General features: G+C 70.0%; 17 protein-coding genes. 6 read left to right on the plus strand and 11 right to left on the minus strand.

Going from position 1 to position 17254, the window contains the following annotated elements; translation table 11 throughout:
- Positions 1-72: 72 nt before the first annotated feature.
- Positions 73-1659 (plus strand): DNA-3-methyladenine glycosylase 2 family protein, encoded by a 1587-nt coding sequence (locus LSF15_RS00600; protein WP_269756090.1) that lies wholly within the window; start codon positions 73-75, stop codon positions 1657-1659.
- Positions 1660-1778: 119 nt separating this feature from the next.
- On the plus strand, positions 1779-2654 hold the full coding sequence (locus LSF15_RS00605) for a fumarylacetoacetate hydrolase family protein (RefSeq protein ID WP_232496589.1): 876 nt from the start codon (positions 1779-1781) through the stop codon (positions 2652-2654).
- A 152-nt stretch (positions 2655-2806) separates the two neighbouring features.
- Here the strand turns inward: LSF15_RS00605 and LSF15_RS00610 are convergent, their stop codons facing one another.
- Positions 2807-4318: an aspartate ammonia-lyase gene (locus tag LSF15_RS00610; protein ID WP_308188384.1), complete on the minus strand. Its 1512-nt coding sequence runs from the start codon at positions 4316-4318 to the stop codon at positions 2807-2809.
- Between the two features lie 165 nt (positions 4319-4483).
- Positions 4484-4813, minus strand: coding sequence for a DUF4190 domain-containing protein (locus tag LSF15_RS00615; protein WP_232496590.1), 330 nt, complete (start codon positions 4811-4813; stop codon positions 4484-4486).
- 185 nt (positions 4814-4998) lie between these two features.
- Here LSF15_RS00615 and LSF15_RS00620 point away from each other — a divergent pair, with 185 nt between their 5' ends.
- On the plus strand, positions 4999-6285 hold the full coding sequence (locus LSF15_RS00620; protein WP_232496591.1) for a uracil-xanthine permease family protein: 1287 nt from the start codon (positions 4999-5001) through the stop codon (positions 6283-6285).
- A 19-nt stretch (positions 6286-6304) separates the two neighbouring features.
- Here the strand turns inward: LSF15_RS00620 and LSF15_RS00625 are convergent, their stop codons facing one another.
- From LSF15_RS00625 to LSF15_RS00650, 6 genes are all read right to left on the minus strand, one after another.
- Positions 6305-6652 carry a peptidase gene (locus LSF15_RS00625; protein WP_232496592.1) on the minus strand — a complete coding sequence of 116 codons (348 nt, stop codon included), beginning with the start codon at positions 6650-6652 and terminating at the stop codon, positions 6305-6307.
- Entirely contained in the window at positions 6649-7827 is a 1179-nt protein-coding gene (locus LSF15_RS00630) for an inorganic phosphate transporter (protein WP_308188385.1), read from the minus strand. The genes LSF15_RS00625 and LSF15_RS00630 overlap by 4 nt, the downstream gene beginning before the upstream one ends.
- Positions 7828-7954: 127 nt before the next feature.
- Positions 7955-8437: an 8-oxo-dGTP diphosphatase gene (locus LSF15_RS00635; protein ID WP_232496594.1), complete on the minus strand. Its 483-nt coding sequence runs from the start codon at positions 8435-8437 to the stop codon at positions 7955-7957.
- A gap of 22 nt (positions 8438-8459) precedes the next feature.
- The gene (locus LSF15_RS00640; RefSeq protein WP_232496595.1) at positions 8460-9491 is read right to left on the minus strand and encodes a 6-phosphofructokinase; all 1032 of its coding nucleotides are present in this window, start codon (positions 9489-9491) and stop codon (positions 8460-8462) included.
- A gap of 117 nt (positions 9492-9608) precedes the next feature.
- Positions 9609-11732: a DEAD/DEAH box helicase gene (locus LSF15_RS00645; RefSeq protein WP_232496596.1), complete on the minus strand. Its 2124-nt coding sequence runs from the start codon at positions 11730-11732 to the stop codon at positions 9609-9611.
- 236 nt (positions 11733-11968) lie between these two features.
- Entirely contained in the window at positions 11969-12700 is a 732-nt protein-coding gene (locus tag LSF15_RS00650) for a ZIP family metal transporter (RefSeq protein WP_232496597.1), read from the minus strand.
- A gap of 83 nt (positions 12701-12783) precedes the next feature.
- Here LSF15_RS00650 and LSF15_RS00655 point away from each other — a divergent pair, with 83 nt between their 5' ends.
- Complete coding sequence (locus LSF15_RS00655; protein ID WP_232496598.1) at positions 12784-12993, plus strand: hypothetical protein; 210 nt, start codon at positions 12784-12786, stop codon at positions 12991-12993.
- A 72-nt stretch (positions 12994-13065) separates the two neighbouring features.
- Here LSF15_RS00655 and LSF15_RS00660 read toward each other — a convergent pair whose 3' ends face one another.
- The gene (locus LSF15_RS00660) at positions 13066-14964 is read right to left on the minus strand and encodes a DUF2207 family protein (protein ID WP_232496599.1); all 1899 of its coding nucleotides are present in this window, start codon (positions 14962-14964) and stop codon (positions 13066-13068) included.
- Positions 14965-15053: 89 nt separating this feature from the next.
- Between LSF15_RS00660 and LSF15_RS00665 the strand changes: the two genes are divergently transcribed.
- Both LSF15_RS00665 and LSF15_RS00670 read left to right on the plus strand, forming a co-directional pair.
- The gene (locus LSF15_RS00665) at positions 15054-15332 is read left to right on the plus strand and encodes a metal-sensitive transcriptional regulator (RefSeq protein ID WP_232496600.1); all 279 of its coding nucleotides are present in this window, start codon (positions 15054-15056) and stop codon (positions 15330-15332) included.
- A 1-nt stretch (position 15333) separates the two neighbouring features.
- Entirely contained in the window at positions 15334-15888 is a 555-nt protein-coding gene (locus LSF15_RS00670; RefSeq protein ID WP_232496601.1) for an O-acetyl-ADP-ribose deacetylase, read from the plus strand.
- Positions 15889-15897: 9 nt separating this feature from the next.
- On the opposite strand, the gene LSF15_RS00675 is transcribed toward LSF15_RS00670, so the two are convergent.
- A complete protein-coding gene (locus LSF15_RS00675) occupies positions 15898-16818 on the minus strand; it encodes a glycerophosphodiester phosphodiesterase (protein ID WP_232496602.1) in 921 nt (306 codons plus the stop codon).
- Between the two features lie 187 nt (positions 16819-17005).
- The gene (locus tag LSF15_RS00680; protein WP_232496603.1) at positions 17006-17245 is read right to left on the minus strand and encodes a hypothetical protein; all 240 of its coding nucleotides are present in this window, start codon (positions 17243-17245) and stop codon (positions 17006-17008) included.
- Positions 17246-17254: the final 9 nt, after the last annotated feature.

The following is a 17254-nucleotide window of genomic DNA, read 5'->3' on the forward strand; positions in this document are numbered from 1 at the left end:
GTCCGATTCCCGCCGACCGTGGTCGGTGGCGCGTGCGAGGCTTGGAGTATGACGCAGACCGCATCCGCCCGCATGGCCGACCCCGCGGCCGCTCCGACCCGACCCGGCGATCCGTTGGTCGACCCCGTGTTCGCCGAGCGCTACCGCGCCATGCGCGCCCGCGACTCGCGGTTCGACGGCCAGTTCATCACGGGCGTGCACTCCACCGGCATCTATTGCCGACCGAGCTGCCCCGCCGTGTCGCCGAAGCCCACGAACGTGAGCTTCTACCTCACCGCAGCCGCCGCGCATGAAGCGGGGTTGCGCGCCTGCAAGCGGTGCCTGCCCGACGCCGTGCCGGGCTCCCCCGAGTGGGACCTGCGCGACGACCTGGCCGCGCGTGCCATGCGGCTCATCGCCGACGGCGTCGTCGAGCGCGAGGGCGTGCCGGGCCTCGCCGCGCGGCTCGGCTACACCACCCGCCACCTGAACCGCGTGCTCACGGCCGAACTCGGGGCCGGGCCGCTCGCACTCGCTCGGGCGCACCGCGCACAGACGGCTCGAGTGCTGCTCACGAGCACGGCGCTGCCGGCGGCCGATGTCGCGTTCGCGTCGGGCTTCGGCAGCGTGCGGCAGTTCAACGACACGATCCGCGAGGTCTACGACCGCAGTCCGCTCGAACTGCGGGCATTGGCTCGCGTGCGTGAGCGGGTCGCACATCGGCCGCGTGCCGCCGCGGCGGCCCCCGGAATCGTGCACCTGCGGCTTCCCGCCCGGCCCCCGTTCGACGCCGCGGGCGTGTTCGCCTGGCTCGAGGCGAGGGCCGTCGACGGCATCGAGGTCGCCGGCCACGACCGATTCCGGCGCACGCTGCGACTTCCCGGCGGACCGGCGCTCGTCGAGCTCGGCGCAGGGGGCGATGCCGGCTCCCCCGCGATCGACGTCGACGCGAGGCTCGCGAGCCTCGCCGACCTGCCGCCGCTCGTCGCCCGGGTCCGCCGCCTGTTCGACCTCGACGCCGATGCGGTGGCCATCGACGAGGTGCTCGCCGCCGACCCCGTACTGGCTCCGTCGGTCGCGGCCACACCGGGCATCCGGGTTCCGGGGTGCCTCGATCCGCACGAGCTGGTGTTCCGCGCGCTCATCGGGCAGCAGGTCTCGGTGAAGGCCGCGCGCACCGCGCTCTCGCGCCTTGCTGCCGAGCTCGGCGAACATGTCGACCCTGCCGGGGTCGACCTCCTCGGCGGCGCCGGGCGAGCCGCGAGCGACGGCGGCTCGACCACCGTGCCCCATCTGCTGTTCCCCACGGCGGCGGCCATCGCCGAGCACGGCGCCGATGTACTGCGTGGTCCGGCCGCGCGCGTGCGCACGATCGTCGACGTCGCGCGGCGGCTCGACTCGGGCGAGCTCGTCGTGGCGGCCGAGCGCGAGCGCGAAGACCTGCGACTCGACCTCCTCGAGGTGCCCGGCATCGGTCCGTGGACGGCAGGGTACGTCTCCATGCGCGTCACCCGCGCTCCCGACGTGCTGCTCACGGGCGACCTCGCGCTGCGCAACGGTGCCGAACGCCTCGGCCTGCCCGGCACCGCCACCGATCTCGACGCCCTGGGCTCGCGCTGGGCGCCCTGGCGCAGCTATGCCTCGATGCACCTCTGGCGCGCCGCCGGAGCGAAGCCCTGATCGTCGATGCCATCCCGATCGTCGATCCGAACCTGATTGTCGATGCGAACCCGCGACCACGCCCGTTCGTTGTACACCTCCCACACAGGTCGCGCGGGTGCGCCCGATAGCCTAGACAGGTGAAGTTCGCGCACCTCAGAGCCGAAGGCCAGACGACCCCTCGACTCGCGGTGGTCGTCGGCGAAGCCGCCCTCTTCCTCGACGAGGTGATGCCCGAGGCGCCGCGCGACCTGCAAGACCTCATCGAGCGCGGTCCCCAGGGGCTCGACGCGGTTCGCGAGGTCGTCGATGCGAACGGCCACATCGGCGCCGAGCTCACGCCGGTCGCCGAACTGCGTCATTCGTCGGCGGTGCTCCGGCCCGCCCAGGTGCTGGCGATCGGCGCGAACTACGCCGCCCACGCCTCCGAGCTCAAGCTGCGCTCCGAGACCGCCATGACGGTGTTCTCCCTGTGGCCGAACTCGCTCACGGCGCACGGCGCCACGACCACGTGGCCCGGCGACCTCGCGACCCAGGTCGACTACGAGGCCGAGCTCGGCGTGATCATCGGCCGGCCGGCTCGTGCAGTGCATACCCGCGACGCACTCGACTACGTCTGGGGCTACACCGTCGTCAACGACATCACCGCACGCGACATCCAGTTCAGCGAGGCGCAATGGTCGCGCTGCAAGTCCTTCGATGGTTTCACCCCCACCGGACCCGTCGTGGTCACCGCCGACGAGATCGCCGACCCGCAAGACCTGTGGCTCACGACGAACCTCGACGGGCACATCCTGCAAGACGCCTCGACCAACGAGATGGTACGCCCGGTGGCCGACATCATCGCCTACCTCTCACGGTCAGCGACGATTCCGCCGGGCACCCTCATCTCGACCGGCAGCCCCGGCGGCGCGGGCTACTCCCGCAATCCCCAGGTGTTCCTGCGCGACGGCTCGACCGTGACCGTGACGATCGAGGGCATCGGCTCGCTCACCACGCACTGCCGCGTCCTGTAGTCGACCCGCAGCGCGACATCGACCGTTCTCCCGAGTTCGCCGCCGAGCGAGAGGGTGAGGATCATCGGCAGGGCGTGGGCGCGGCGAGCGGGGCGACCGGCCGTGGGTGCGTTCAGGCGATGGAGCACGCCACGCACGGCCGCGTCATCTCGTCACTCGCTCGGTTCCCCCTGCATGTCGATCACCGGAATCGCCATCGTGATCGGGCGCATGCCCGACAGCTTCGACGGCGAGAGTTGCGCCGTGACGTCTTCACGGGTCATGAGCCCCGACTCGACCACGAGATCGGCGACCGGACGACCGCTCGCCAACGCCTCCTTCGCGAGCGTCGCCGCCGCGGTGTAGCCGATGAACGGGATGAGCGCCGTGATGACGCCGACGCTCGACGCGACCATCGCGTCGAGGCGCGCGGTGTTCGCGGTGATGCCGTCGACGCAATTGACCCGAAGCGTCCAGCATGCCTGGCGCATCCACGTGATCGACTGCAGCAGCGAGTGCGCGATCACCGGCTCGAAGGCGTTGAGCTGCAGCTGGCCGCTCTCGGCCGCCATCATGACGGTGACGTCGGCCCCGGCGACCGCGTAGGCGACCTGGCTCACGGCCTCGGGGATCACGGGGTTCACCTTGCCCGGCATGATGCTCGACCCCGCCTGCTTGGGCGGCAGGTTGATCTCGCCGAACCCGGCCTGCGGCCCGGATGACAGCAGGCGCAGGTCGTTGCAGATCTTCGAGAGCTTGATCGCGCTGCGCTTGAGCGCACTCGAGAACGTCATGAAGACACCCGTGTCGCTGGTGGCCTCGATGAGGTCGGGCGCCGACTCGAGGCGCATGCCCGTGATGGCGCTGAGGTGGGCGACCGCGGCGGCGGTGTAGCCGGGCTCGGCCGTGATGCCGGTGCCGATCGCCGTGGCGCCGAGGTTCACCTCGGACAGCAGCTTGATGGTCTCGCGCAGCCGGTCGACGTCTTCGCCGAGCGTCGTGGCGAAACTGTGGAACTCCTGCCCGAGCGTCATGGGCACGGCGTCCTGGAGTTGGGTGCGGCCGACCTTGAGGACGTCGTTGAACTCGCGGCCCTTTCGCCCGAAGGCGATGCGCAGCTGGTCGAGCTCGGTCAGCATCGTACGCAGCGAGAACGCCATCGCGAGCTTCACCGCGGTCGGGTACGTGTCGTTGGTGGACTGGCTGCGATTCACGTCGTCGATGGGATGCAGCACGTCGTAGCGGCCCTTGGCGTAGCCGCCGATCTCGAGCGCCAGGTTCGTGATGACCTCGTTGGCGTTCATGTTGGTCGATGTGCCGGCGCCGCCCTGGATGACTCCGACGACGAACTGGTCGTGCAGTTCTCCGTCGATCACGCGCTGGCAGGCCTCGTCGATCCACGCCGCCTTCTGCTGCGTGAGCACGCCGAGCTCTCGGTTGGCACGTGCGGCGGCCTGCTTGACCGAGGCGAGTGCGATGACGAGTTCGGGGTAGACCGAGATCGGCCGCTTCGAGATCGGGAAGTTCTCGAGTGCCCGCATCGTGTGCACGCCCCAGTACGCATCGGCGGGCACCTCGACCATGCCGAGCGAATCACTCTCGGTGCGCGTCGGCGCACCGGGCGCGGCGAGGTGCTCGCTCGCACCGAGACGGCGTTCGGCTGAAGGGTATGCGGGCGTCGACACGAGATGGGCTCCATTGCCTCGGGCGCGCGGGATGAGGCGCGGCGGGTGTTCGGTTCGGGTGCGATGCGGGATCGCCGCTTGCATCTCGAGCCTAGCCGTCGTCGCGGCACACGAAGGGCCGCGCTCCCGAAACGGGAGCGCGGCCCGGTCGACCGGTTCGGTCGATCAGATGAAGGCGAACGGCAGCATCGCGAGGCCGACGAAGGCCGCGCCGATGCCGACGAGCACGGCACCGCCGAGCATCACCGCGTTGAGCACGATGCCCCAGATCGCCATGGTCCGCGATTCGGGTTCGCGCTTGAGCGCCATGATGCCGAGCACGAGGCCCGCGGCCGGAACGACGAACGTGTAGCTCGCGACGATCGAGACGAGTCCGAGCACGAGGCTCGCGATGCTGAACCCACGCGACTCGGCGACGGGGGCCGAGGGTGCGGCGTACGGGTTCGGCTGGTCGGCGAACGGCGCCTGCGGTTCGTTGTGGGTGGCGGTGCTCATGATCTGAATCTCCTGTTCGTGGAAGGTGATTCAAAATTACGGATGCCCCGTGCGCCGCGATATGGGGCTATCCCCCCGATCCCGAGGTGGGCGTGCATGCCGGTCGTACCCGATGCGAACCGCCCGCCCGCTACGATCGCAGGGACCCGCCCCACTCCCCACACCTCGCCCGCGAACGGAGCCGCATGAACCTGCCCTGGACCCTTCACGGCGACGGCAAGCACGTCAGGCCCGGTGAGGTCGTCGCCCCGGGCGAGCGCCTGAGCTGGCCCCGCACGATCGGTCTCGGCGCGCAGCACGTGGTCGCGATGTTCGGCGCGACGTTCCTCGTGCCCATCCTCACCGGGTTCCCCCCGGCGACGACGCTGTTCTTCTCGGGCCTCGGCACGATCCTCTTCCTCGTGATCACGCGAAACCGGGTGCCGAGCTATCTCGGCTCGTCGTTCGCATTCATCGCCCCCATCGCGGCCGCCATGGGCGCCCAGGGCATCGACGACCCTATGGGGGCGGCGCTCTTCGGCATCGTCGTCGTGGGCGTGCTGCTCGCCGTCGTGGGCCTCATCGTGCAGTGGGTGGGTTCGCGCTGGATCGACGCGCTCATGCCGCCGGTGGTCGCCGGCGCGATCGTCGCGCTCATCGGCTTCAACCTCGCCCCCGCCGCTCGCGATAACTTCATGCTCGCCCCGCTCACGGCGATCATCACGCTCGCGACCGTCATCATCGCGAGCGTCGCGTTCCGCGGCATCCTCGGGCGCATGTCGATCCTGGTCGGAGTCGTCGTCGGCTATGTCGCCGCGACCGTCCAGGGCGAGATCGACTTCAGCGCGATCGAGCAGGCGGCTTGGGTGGGCCTGCCCGCGTTCCACCTCCCCGCCAACCCGTTCGCCGACGCGGCGCTCTGGGGCCTGCTCCCGGCGTTCCTGCCGGTCGTGCTCGTGCTCATCGCCGAGAACGTGGGGCATATCAAGGCCGTCGCGCAGATGACCGATCCGGCCGTCAACCGCTCGATCGGCCGTGCCCTGTTCGCCGACGGGTTCGCGACGACCATCGCCGGCTTCTTCGGCGGGTCGGGCACGACCACGTATGGCGAGAACATCGGCGTCATGGCCGCCACCCGCGTGTACTCGACCGCTGCATACTGGATCGCCGGAATCGTGGCGCTGCTGCTCGGCCTCTCGCCGAAATTCGGCGCGGTCATCAACACGATCCCACCCGGAGTGCTCGGCGGCGTGACGACGGCGCTCTACGGCCTCATCGGCATCATCGGCGTGAAGATCTGGCTCGACAACAAGGTCGACTTCACGAAGCCGGTCAACCAGTTCACCGCGGCCACCGCGCTCATCATCGGCATCGCCGACTTCACCTTCGCGATCGGCGGAGTCTCGTTCAACGGCATCGCGCTCGGCACCATCGCGGCGATCGTGATCTACCACGTGATGAACGGCATCGCGAAGGCACGCGGCACCGACTGAGACTGCGCTGCCGGGCGGCTCACGCGCCGAGGAGGCCGAGCACCTTCTCGCCGACGATCAGGTAGATGCCGAAGAGCACGGCGAATCCGCTCAGTGCGAAGCACGCCCAGGCGCAGACGAGCGCGGCACGCTTCTGGCCGTCGCTCAATGGGCTCTTGCGCGCCGCCTTCGCCGCGCGCTTCTCAGCTTGACGGGCCTCGGCGGGTGTCACGATCGTGATCGCATCGGTGAACTCCGCCGGTGTGACGATGGGCGTACGGCCCGAGATCGTCAGCAGCCGGATACCGAGCGCGTAGGCCGACACCACGACGGCCGAACTGACGAACGCCGCCACGAAGACCAGGAGGAAGGCGAGCCAGTCGATCATGCCTTCACCTTCTTCTTCGGCTTGGGATTGCGCTTGATCTTCACGGCGCGACCGGAATCGGCGACCTCGCTCAGCACGTTGTCGGGCGAGACCTCGCTGCGGCGCGACCAGAGGAAGATGCCGATGATCACGGTCACTCCGACGACCGCGTCGATGAGCACGCCGACGACGCCGAGGTGCGCTACCGCCGCCGCGAGGGCACCGACCGCGCCCGCCGCGGGCAACGTCAGCAACCAGCCCACGCCGATGCGGCCGGCGGTGCGCCAACGCACCTTCGAACCGCGCCGTCCGAGGCCAGAGCCGATGACCGAGCCCGACGCCACCTGCGTCGTCGAGAGCGCGAAGCCGACGTGGCTCGAGGCGAGGATCGTGGCCGCGGTGGCGGTCTCGGCTGCGAAGCCCTGGGCCGGCTTCACGTCGGTGAGCCCGGTGCCGAGCGTCTTGATGATGCGCCAGCCCCCCATGTAGGTGCCGAGGGCGATCGCGACGGCGCACGTGACGATGACCCAGGTCTGCACCTCGCTGCCGGCCTCCTGCATGCCTGCCGCGACGAGCGTGAGCGTGATGACGCCCATGGTCTTCTGGGCGTCGTTCGTGCCGTGTGCGAGGGCGACGAGCGATGAAGAGAAGATCTGCGCATGGCGGAATCCGTCGCGACCGTCGGGTTTGCCGTCGTAGCGGCGCGTGATGGCATAGGCGAGCTTCGTCGCGGCGTAGGCGATGAGCCCTGCGGTGAGCGGGGCGAGCAGTGCAGGCAGGATCACCTTCGACATGACGACGGCGAAGTCGATCGCGCCGACGCCGAAGCCGACGATCGCCGCACCGATGAGCCCGCCGAACAGTGCGTGGCTCGACGACGACGGCAGCCCGAGGAGCCAGGTGACCATGTTCCAGACGATCGCGCCGATGAGTCCGGCGAAGATGAGCTCAGGCGTGATGAGCACGCCGCCGTCGCCTTCCTTGATGATGCCGCCCGAGATGGTCTTGGCCACCTCGGTCGACAGGAATGCGCCCACGAGGTTGAGGACCGCGGCGAGCGCGACCGCGGTCTTGGGGCGCAGCGCACCGGTCGCGATGGGCGTGGCCATCGCGTTCGCCGTGTCGTGGAAGCCGTTCGTGAAGTCGAAGAAGAGCGCCAGTGCGATGACCAGCACGACGATGAGGGTGAGATCCACCGGCGCCTTTCGTACGTGAATACAGCCTCTGGGATCGGTGAGGCCCATCCTTCGGGAATGAACTTTCACCAGATGTTCATGGAAAGCGGGTTGCAAGCTCGGCGCTCACGACACACCTCCGAAGATGTTACGCGACGGGAGTGTGCTCCGACACCACGGTGGCGAGATCCTCACCGAACACGAAGACGCGCCGAACGCTCGCCCCGGCGAGCACCTGCGGCAGCCAGCGGCGGGCATCGTCCCACATCTCGTCGAACGGGATCGACGAGAGCTCGAACCACTCGGGGTCGAGTTCGTCGGATGGCCCGGGGTCGCCATCCCACTCGCGGCAGACGAACACACTCGATTCCTGGCTCCAGGCCTCGCGGTGGGGGAAGTGATAGCTGAGCAGGCCCCGCGCCTCGAGCGCGGACGCGTGCACGACGACACCCGACTCCTCGAACACCTCGCGCACCGCGGCATCCGTCGCCGTCTCGCCGGGTTCGAGCTTTCCGCCCAGTCCGACGAAGTTGCCCATGCCGAGGCCGTGCTTCTTGCGGCCGAGCAGCACCTCGGTCGCCCCCGCGCGTTCGCGCACGAGGTAGCAGACGCAGACCTGGGGCAACGGCATCGGTCGTTCCTGCATCGTCGGATCAGCCGAAGAGGATCTTCGCCTCGTCGTAGCGGTGCTGGGGCACGCGGTTGAGGCTGTGCGTCGCATCGGCGATCGAGACCGTCTCGATGTCGGTGCCCCGAAGCGTCACCATCGAGCCCCATGCCTGCGCGTAGACGGCGTCGACGGCGGCCATGCCGAGGCGGGTCGCGAGGACGCGGTCGTACGCGCTCGGCGCACCGCCGCGCTGGATGTGTCCGAGCACCGTCGCCCGCGACTCGATGCCCGTGCGTTCCTCGATGATCGGCGCGAGCTGCTCGGAGATGCCGCCGAGCCGGGGGCGGTTGAACGCGTCGAGGCCCTTGTGGGAGTGCGCCTCCTCCATGGAGTCGAGGGTGAATCCCTCGGCGACCACGATGAGCGGCGCTCGGCCGCGGTTGCGCACCGACTCGACCCATTCGCAGATCTGCTCGATCGACTGGGGTTGCTCGGGGATGAGGATCGCGTGCGCTCCCCCGGCCATGCCCGAGTGCAGCGCGATCCAGCCGACGTGTCGGCCCATGACCTCGAGCACCATGCAGCGGCCGTGCGAGTCGGCGGTGGTGCGCAGCCGGTCGATCGCCTCGGTGGCGATCTCGACCGCGGTGTCGAAGCCGAACGAGTAGTCGGTGGCCGCGAGGTCGTTGTCGATGGTCTTCGGCACGCCGACGACCTTGATGCCGCCCTCGTCGTACAGGCGGCGCGCGGCGGTGAGAGTGCCCTCGCCGCCGATCGCGATGATCGCGTCGATGCCGTGCTCGTCGAGCATGCGCTGGATGTTCTCGGGGCCGCCACCCTCACCCTCGTAGGGATTCGTGCGACTGGAGCCCAGGATCGTGCCGCCCTGCTTCGAGAGACCGCGCACGTCGTGGCGGGTGATCGGCATGATGTCGGCCTCGACGACGCCCTTCCAGCCCCACCGGAAGCCGACGAACTCGGTGTCGTGCGAGATGACACCGTTCAGCACGGCGCCTCGGATCACCGAATTGAGGCCGGGGCAGTCGCCGCCCGAGGTGAGGATGCCGATCTTCATGGTGAGGTGACTCCAAATGCGCGTCGGAACATTAGGTGTGCCGGATGCCACGACGCCGGGGCGGTTCGACTGCCGCAGTCTATCCGTTCCGGCGGCGGTGCCCCGCTCGAGGGTGCGCTACAGCGCACCGTCCAACGCGCGACGGAGCAGGTGCTGCAGCGCGTCGAGCTGCACCGAGTCGGCCGAGCCGGGCTCGACGTCGCTGCCGTCGAGCGCACGGGCGGCGAGGCCCTGCTTCGAGTCGATGAGCTCGGCGATCCGGGCGTCGATGGTGTGCGCCGCGATGATGCGCCACGCCGTGACCGGTTCGTCCTGCCCGATGCGGTGCACGCGGTCGATCGCCTGGGTCTGCTCGGCCGCGGTCCAGCTGAGCTCGGCGAGCACGACGTTCGAGGCGGCCTGCAGGTTGACACCGACGCCGGCCGCGGTGAGCGAGCAGACGGCGACGGCGACCTCGGGATCCTTGTTGAACGCGTCGATCGCGGCCTGGCGCTGCAGGGCGGTCTGGTCGCCTCGCAGCGACACGGTGCGCAACTCGCGTGCCGCGAGTGCAGCCTCGGCCTGGTCCATGACGTCGATGTGCTTCGCGAAGAACACCACCTTGCCCACCGAGCGGGCGAGCTGCGCGGCATAGTCGGCAGCGAGGCCGGCCTTCGCCTGGCCGATGCGCCGCACCATCGTGAAGACGTTCTCGCCGGACTTCGCCGACTTCGACTCCTCGAGCTCAGCGCTCGCGACCGCACGGATGAACTGGTCGCGCTGGTCGTCGTCGAGGTCGCCGACACGCAGGGCACGCGACTCGACGAGTGCGCGGAAGCGCGAGACGAGGCGGTTGCCGAGCTCGCGCTCGGCGGCACGTACCGACCGGCCGAGCTCGTCGTCGAGTTCGACGGGGAGGTCGGCGATGCGCTTGTCGGGCAGGTCGGCAGCGACGTCGACCTTGCGGCGGCGCACGATGCCGAGGTCGATGACGGTCTGCCGGGCCGCGGTGTAGAAGCCGTTGTCTGCGGGCGTGAGCCCCGTCTCTTCGAGCTTTCCGAGCAGCTCTGCCGATGGCTTGTCGCTCTCGATCCAGCCGAGGAACTTCCAGATCGCGCGGAAGTCGTCGACGTCGTTGATGAGCGGGGTGCCGGTGAGCGCGAGCAGCAGCGGGTCGCCGCCGGGCGCGGCCCGGCGGATGCGATCGGCGAGCGCGAGCACGTTCTTCGAACGCTGCGACTGCAGGTTCTTGATGAAGTGCGCCTCGTCGACGACCATGCCCTTGAACCCGAGGGTCGAGAGCCACGCCATGTGCCGGTCGAGCACGTCGTAGTTCACGACTACGACGTCGGCGAATGCATCGAGCGAGTCGCCGTCGCCGTGGATGACGGTGGCCCGGCGCTGCGGGGTCCACCGCTCGACCTCGCGGGCCCAGTTCATCTTGACCACGTTGGGCACGACGGCGAGCAGCGGGTAGGCGTCGGCGACGGATGCCGCGAGCACCGACTGCGCCGTCTTGCCGAGGCCCGGCTCGTCGGCGAGCAGGAACGTGCGGTGCCCGTCGCGGGCGCTCTCGATGAACCGCGCCTGGTGTTTCATGAGCTCGAGGCCTCGCGGTGAGAGCCGGTCGACGACCGGGGCCTCTGGCAGGTCCATCGAGGCGGCGCGCCCGCCCGAGCCCATCTCGAACGACTTGAACAGGGGACCGAGCAGTTCCCAGTTGGCGAGGCGGCGAACCGGCACGATCGGCGCGGCGGGCTTCGAGAAATCGGGGGCCAGGAACGGGTTGGCGAGCTGCCTCGAGCGAACGGAGGCCGGAATGACCTGGTTCTCGGCGAGTTCGAGTCTGACCTCGGGCTCGCGAGTGATGATGAGTTCGTCGGGGCTGAGCTCGGCACCGGACTCGAGCAGCCAGTCGCGGCGGAACCGCTGCGCGACCGTCGAGATCGAGGCGTCGGGTTCGAGCAGGGCGATGAGGCTCGTGTCGCGTGCCGCGGTCTTCGCGAGGATCTGCGCGATCCCGTCGAGGCGCTTCAGCAACTCGACCCGTGCGGCATCGGCGACCTCGGTGTCGGCCTTGACCCTCGCGCGCTCTTCGCGCATCAGCAGCGCGATGACTTGGAACTTCGTGCGGTTCGTCGGGCCGAGCTTGCCCTTCTGGGCCTTCTGCTCGACCTCTCGCACCTTGCGGGCGAGGATCGGGATGATGGGGGCGTCGTCATCGCGCGAACGCGTACGTTGCCGCTGCCTCGTCTGGGCCATGGTCCTCCCGTTTCCTCGTGCCGATCCGGCACCCCCTCGGCACCGTTGTGGTGAACGAGCCCGCACGGAGCGGCTGGGATGCCGCTGGGCGCAGTACGCCGAAATCCCGAACCGAGCAGCGGTGAGCGGGGCTCACACGGTCGGACGACAGAGCGGATTCGTCGGGCGCGTGTTCATTCTAGCGGGCGCGACGCCCGCCGCGGGACATCCGTGCGCAGATCGCCGGAGCGGCGGCCTCAGCCGACGACGTGGATGGCGTAGCTCAGCAGGAACCCCGCGGTCGCCAGCAGTCCTGTGAACGCGTGCGCCGATCGGAACGCCTCGGGGATCATCGTGTCGCAGATCATCGCGAGGATCGCACCTGCGGCCAGCGCCGTGATGAACGCGGTCAGCTCTCCGCCGACGCCGTCGAGCAGCAGGAAGCCCGCAAGCGACGCGAGGGCGCTCGCGAGCGCGATCCCCGTCCACAACATGAACACGTACGTGCGCGAGCGCCCGCCCGCCTTGAGTTCCGCGGTGCTGGAGAGCCCCTCGGGCACGTTCGAGATGACGATGGCGACGAACACGGGAATGCTCACTCCCCCGCCGCCGACCATGCTGAGTCCGAGCACCGCCGACTCGGGGATCCCGTCGAGCAGCGCGCCGAGTGCGATGCCGAGGCCCGTGCCCGGGCTCTCGCCGCGCCCCCGGGGATTGCGCTGATCGGATCGGTCGAGCAACCGGTTCGCCATGACGTAGACGACGGCGCCGACGGCGAACCCGCCCACGGTCGGCCAGAAGCCGCCCTCGTCCTGTGCCTCGAGCACGAGGTCGTACGCGAGGGCCGAGATCAGCACGCCGGCGCCGAACGCCATGACGGCAGCGACGACTCGATCCGGCACCCGCACGAACCAGGCGACGACCGCACCGGCGAGCAGCGCGCCGCCGGCGAGGAGTCCGGCGATCGCCGCCAAGAGCCAGTCGGGCATGCTGCGAGCCTAGGCGGCGGGCGGCGTCCGTCGTGGCTGATTTCACCCGTGCGTGTTCCGGGCGACGGGCATACCCTTGAAGCATGGATGAGCTCCCGGGGGTGGGCGCCGCAGTCACGCCCGAAGATGACGAATTCACGGTCTCGCAGGACACCGAGTTCGACGAGCCCGACGAGGCCCGCGACGACGACGGCCGCTCCGTCGACGACAGCCTCGACGACGAGTTGCCGGGTGTCGACGCCGAGCGGCGCGTCGACCTGCGCGACGAGCGCGCGGTCGCCGGCGACGACTGACCGCTCTGGCTGATCATCGAACCGCGGCGGTCAGCGTGACGGATGGCGACCGGTACGCGCGACCGCGCGAACTCAGACGCCGCCGCCGCCCCCGCCGCCTCCGCCGCCGCCCGATGAGCCGCCGCCGCCCGATCCGCTCGACGACGAGCTCGAGCTCGAGCCCGACCACGACGCGCTCGACGCCGACGAGAACGACGACACGCCCACGGCGAAGGCGCCGGCGTTGAAACCGCTGCTGCCCGAGTACCAGCTCGGCGAGCCGCCCTCGCGTGCGTACAGCTCTGCGAGAACCTCGCTCCACTCGCGTTCGAGGCCGAACAGCACCGAGTAGGGCAGCAGTCGCTCGTTGAGCTTCAGCACCGTCGCGGGGTCGGGCACCTGCCCGGCCACGGGTGCCGCAGCCCCGGGCGCGCCGACCCGCAGCGCCCCGCTCGGGCTCTGCAGCACCCGCAGCCGATCCGCCTCGGCGAGTCGGATGTAGAGACGAAGCCCCTCGAGGTGGTCGCGCGCGGCGCGCCCCGCCTCGGTGAGCGGCCTCACGCCGGCGACGATGACCACCGTCGCGAGTGCCCCGATGATCGCGACGACGAAGACCAGGAACGGCCAGGCTCCGCCGCGCCGATCGTCGAGCGCGATGATGCCGAAGACGACGCTGAGCACGGCGGCAGCCACCGCGACGACGGCGAGCAGCAGGCGGATGCCGAGGTCAGGACGATGCCGGAGCCCTGACTTCACGACCCGCTTGTGCACCTTCTGCCGTAAGGAGAGCAGTCTTCGCCCGAGCGACGGATCGCGGGACTTCAACGCTCGTCGCGCGCCCGGATAGGGGTTGTCGCGGTAGAGCGCGCGCACGACCGACTGCGCATCGTGGTCGCCGAGTTCGCCGCCGACGAAGTCGACCGCGTACCGCTTGCGCCCGGTCTCGACGACGCGAAGCTCTCCGGCTACGGCGCGTTCGAGGATCGTCGCGGTGACGCCCTTGCCGGCATGCCCGGCGAGGTCGGCCGCCTCCATCGCGCTGAGCCCGGTCGGCGGTTCATATTGCGCGATGATCGTGCCGCGCCCGGGGTGGTTGCGCCAGCGCACGGCGCGCAGCACGATCGTCGTCAGCATCGCGAACAGCGCGAATGCGGCCCCGACGGCGCCGGTGATCGCGGCCGGCGATGCCCCGAACGACGCGTCGCGCGGCTCGAAGGTGCCATCGCGGAACGCGACCGCGAGCGACAAGTTCTCGAACGGCCCCAGGCCTGCGGCCTCGGCGACGGCCGCCGGAGGGTCGATGACGAGCGAGTCGCACGGCTGGATCGATCCGCTCGGGCCCCGGTAGCACGCCGCGTCGCCGGTGAGCGCGTCGACGAGGTCGGGACTCAGCCGCAGTTCTGCGCGCACCGAGCCGAACGGCTGGCGCCATCCGGTGCCGTTCACGTCCCAGAAGAACTCGTCGATCGCCGCGTCGTCGGGCTCGAACGTCACGTTCTGCTGGCGGTAGGTGATGACGTATGTCTGTTCGCCGTGCACGAAGTCGTCGGCACGCACCGTGACGAGGAGGAACTCGCCCGCCTCGTCGCGCTCGGTCTCGAACGCGCGGGGCGCGCCCGAGGCATCCGTCACCGATTCGACGACGAGGTCGGTGGGATGGCCGTCGTAGTCGAGCGGGATCGCGCGCCTGATGCCGCGGTTCTGGTCGAACTGGGGGAATTGCGCCACGAGCGTCTCGGTGGTCTCGAGCACCGAGCGGCGATCGGCGTCGCGCGAGAGTCGGTACACGGCGTCGAAGGACCGGAAGCTGAAGTCGTCGACGTTCGGCATGGGCTCGCCGATGACGGATGCCGCGACCACGACCCGCTCGCCCGACCGGTCGTCGCCCGTCATCGGCGTGCCGGACGCCGCAGCCGATGCCGCCGGCGCCGCCGCAAGCGCAGCACCCGCGATGAGGAGGGAGATCGCTCGCACGAGACCAGGACGGGCCATGGGCCAACGCTAGCGCGCCGCGGGCGGCGACACGATGGCGTTTCAGTACCCACTCGGGGTATCACAGAATCCGCGAGTATCCTGTGAGGGTGATCGAGGACATCAAGAAGCGCGCCCTGCACCGCACGAAGATCATCGAGGGCCAGTTGCGCGGCATCGAGAAGATGATCGAGAACGACGACTACTGCGTCGACATCATCACGCTCTCGCTCGCGGTGCAGAAGTCGCTCGCGTCGCTCAACAAGCTCCTCGTCGAGAACCACCTGCGAACGCACGTCACCGAGATGTACGAGGCGGGCGGTGAGCAGCGCGAGGCCGCCGTCGCCGAACTGGTTCGCGTGTTCGAGCTGTCGAACAACCGGAGCTGACGTGACCCGCATCGAACTCATCACCGGCGACATCACCGGCGAGCGGGTCGATGCGATCGTAAACGCCGCCAACTCGAGCCTGCTCGGCGGTGGAGGCGTCGACGGGGCGATCCACCGCGCTGGCGGCCCGTCGATCCTCGCGGAGTGCCGCGAACTCCGCGCGACGACCCTGCCCGACGGCCTGTCCGTTGGCGACGCCGTCGCGACCGGCGCCGGGCGCTTGCACGCTCGATGGGTCGTGCACACCGTCGGTCCGGTGTGGCCCGGTCCAGGGGCCGAGGCTGAAGCCCGGCGGGAGCTGCTGCGCGCGGCCTACCGCAACTCGCTCGGGCTGGCGGCACGGCTCGGTGCGACCTCCATCGCGCTCCCCGCCGTGTCGGCCGGAATCTACGGCTGGCCCGCCGACGACGCCGCGACCCTCGCCCTGGCCGCTGCGAGCAGTGCGGCAGCGGATACGGTGCCGGGTCGTGTGCGCTTCGTGCTGTTCTCGGCCCGCATGCACGATGAGTTCCGCGCGGCGGCCGAGCGGCTCGGCATCACGATCGAACTCGACTGACGTCGCTGCTCACGTGCCGGGCGCGGTGGCGGCGAGCCATGCGTCGAGGTCGCTCGGCTGGTCGGTGATGATGCCGTCGACGCCGAGGGCGCTGACCTCCTGCCACCGCTCGTGCGAATTGAGCGTGTAGCAGAGCACCGCGACCCCGACCTCGTGGAGCGCCTCGAGCGCCCCGGGCTCGGCCGAGACCGATGCCGCCGTCGTGCCGAATCCGATCACCCCGAGGCGTTCGGCCATCGGCACCGGATCGGCGGGCAGCTCGCGGATCAGGAGGATTCGCGGCGTCGTCGGCGACACCCGCTGCACGGCGAAGAGCGTCTCGAGGCTGAAGCTCTGCAACACGACGCGCTGGCGCAGCCCATGCCGTTCGATCAGGTGGAGCACCGTGCGCACCTCGTCGGGCCGCCAATCGGCCTTGAGCTCCACGAGCGCACGGGCGGACTCGCGATCGGCGAGCGCGGCGAGGAACTCGTCGAGCGTCGGGATGCGCTCGCCGGCGTGGTCACGGTCGTACCATGCGCCCGCGTCGAGACGCCGGAGCTCGGTGACGTCGAGTTCGCCGACGGTGCGACGGTCGCCCGTGATGCGCTCGAGGGTCGTGTCGTGGAACAGCACGGGAACGCCGTCACGGCTGAGCTGCACGTCGGTCTCGACGTACGCGAGGTCGTCCATGGCGAGTTCGAGCGATGCCATCGTGTTCTCCGGCGCTTCGGCGCGGTCGCCGCGATGACCGACGATGAACGCGGCCTCGCCGGGCAGCCGCAGGGCACCGAAGACGTCGACCGCCGAAGCGACCGTCGGGGTGGCCGCGATGAGCAGCACCGAGGCGATGACGATGGTGCCCGTCAGTGCGCAGGCGACGCGGACGGCGCGTCGCGGCTGCACGAGGAGTCGGTCGAGCCGTGGTCGGGCGGGTGCCGGCGCGGGCATCGGCGAGGATGCGACCGCGGGGTCGGTCGCCCTGGACGTTCGGGTCACGGGTGTTCGGGCCTTTCCGCCGGCCGCGCACCGTTGCGCGGCGGGTGCAGGTCACTCTAGCAACACCGTTACCGTTTCGTTACCTCCAATTTCGGGGGCCGAGACCGAGCTCACCGCCCGCCGCCGGCACTGAGGCCGGTCAGCCTCGCTCGTTGCCTCGCTTGTAGTTGCCCGTGATGCGCGCGAGCAGATGCTGCGTCGTCAGGTCGTCGGCGCGCTGCAGGGCAGCAGCGAGCCTGCCCGCATCGCGACCCCCGACCGTGGTGACCGGTCGGCCGCCGCGCGACACGATCACCGCCCCGTCCTTCGCGATGCGGTAGTCGAACGGGTCGGACGCCAGCCGCCCGCGTTGGTCGGACGCGCCATTGCGACCTGCCATGTGCTGCTC

It is taken from the genome of Agromyces humatus (genome assembly GCF_021228295.1).
Classification (GTDB): Bacteria; Actinomycetota; Actinomycetes; order Actinomycetales; family Microbacteriaceae; genus Agromyces; species Agromyces humatus.

Coding starts and splice junctions, on each gene's coding strand:
- LSF15_RS00600 (WP_269756090.1), top strand. CDS start 73: ATGGCCGACCCCGCGGCCGCTCCGACCCGACCCGGCGATCCGTTGGTC.
- LSF15_RS00615 (WP_232496590.1), bottom strand. CDS start 4,813: ATGAGCACCGCCACCCACAACGAACCGCAGGCGCCGTTCGCCGACCAG.
- LSF15_RS00620 (WP_232496591.1), top strand. CDS start 4,999: ATGAACCTGCCCTGGACCCTTCACGGCGACGGCAAGCACGTCAGGCCC.
- LSF15_RS00625 (WP_232496592.1), bottom strand. CDS start 6,652: ATGATCGACTGGCTCGCCTTCCTCCTGGTCTTCGTGGCGGCGTTCGTC.
- LSF15_RS00635 (WP_232496594.1), bottom strand. CDS start 8,437: ATGCCGTTGCCCCAGGTCTGCGTCTGCTACCTCGTGCGCGAACGCGCG.
- LSF15_RS00640 (WP_232496595.1), bottom strand. CDS start 9,491: ATGAAGATCGGCATCCTCACCTCGGGCGGCGACTGCCCCGGCCTCAAT.
- LSF15_RS00645 (WP_232496596.1), bottom strand. CDS start 11,732: ATGGCCCAGACGAGGCAGCGGCAACGTACGCGTTCGCGCGATGACGAC.
- LSF15_RS00650 (WP_232496597.1), bottom strand. CDS start 12,700: ATGCCCGACTGGCTCTTGGCGGCGATCGCCGGACTCCTCGCCGGCGGC.
- LSF15_RS00655 (WP_232496598.1), top strand. CDS start 12,784: ATGGATGAGCTCCCGGGGGTGGGCGCCGCAGTCACGCCCGAAGATGAC.
- LSF15_RS00660 (WP_232496599.1), bottom strand. CDS start 14,964: ATGGCCCGTCCTGGTCTCGTGCGAGCGATCTCCCTCCTCATCGCGGGT.
- LSF15_RS00675 (WP_232496602.1), bottom strand. CDS start 16,818: ATGCCCGCGCCGGCACCCGCCCGACCACGGCTCGACCGACTCCTCGTG.
- LSF15_RS00680 (WP_232496603.1), bottom strand. CDS start 17,245: ATGGCAGGTCGCAATGGCGCGTCCGACCAACGCGGGCGGCTGGCGTCC.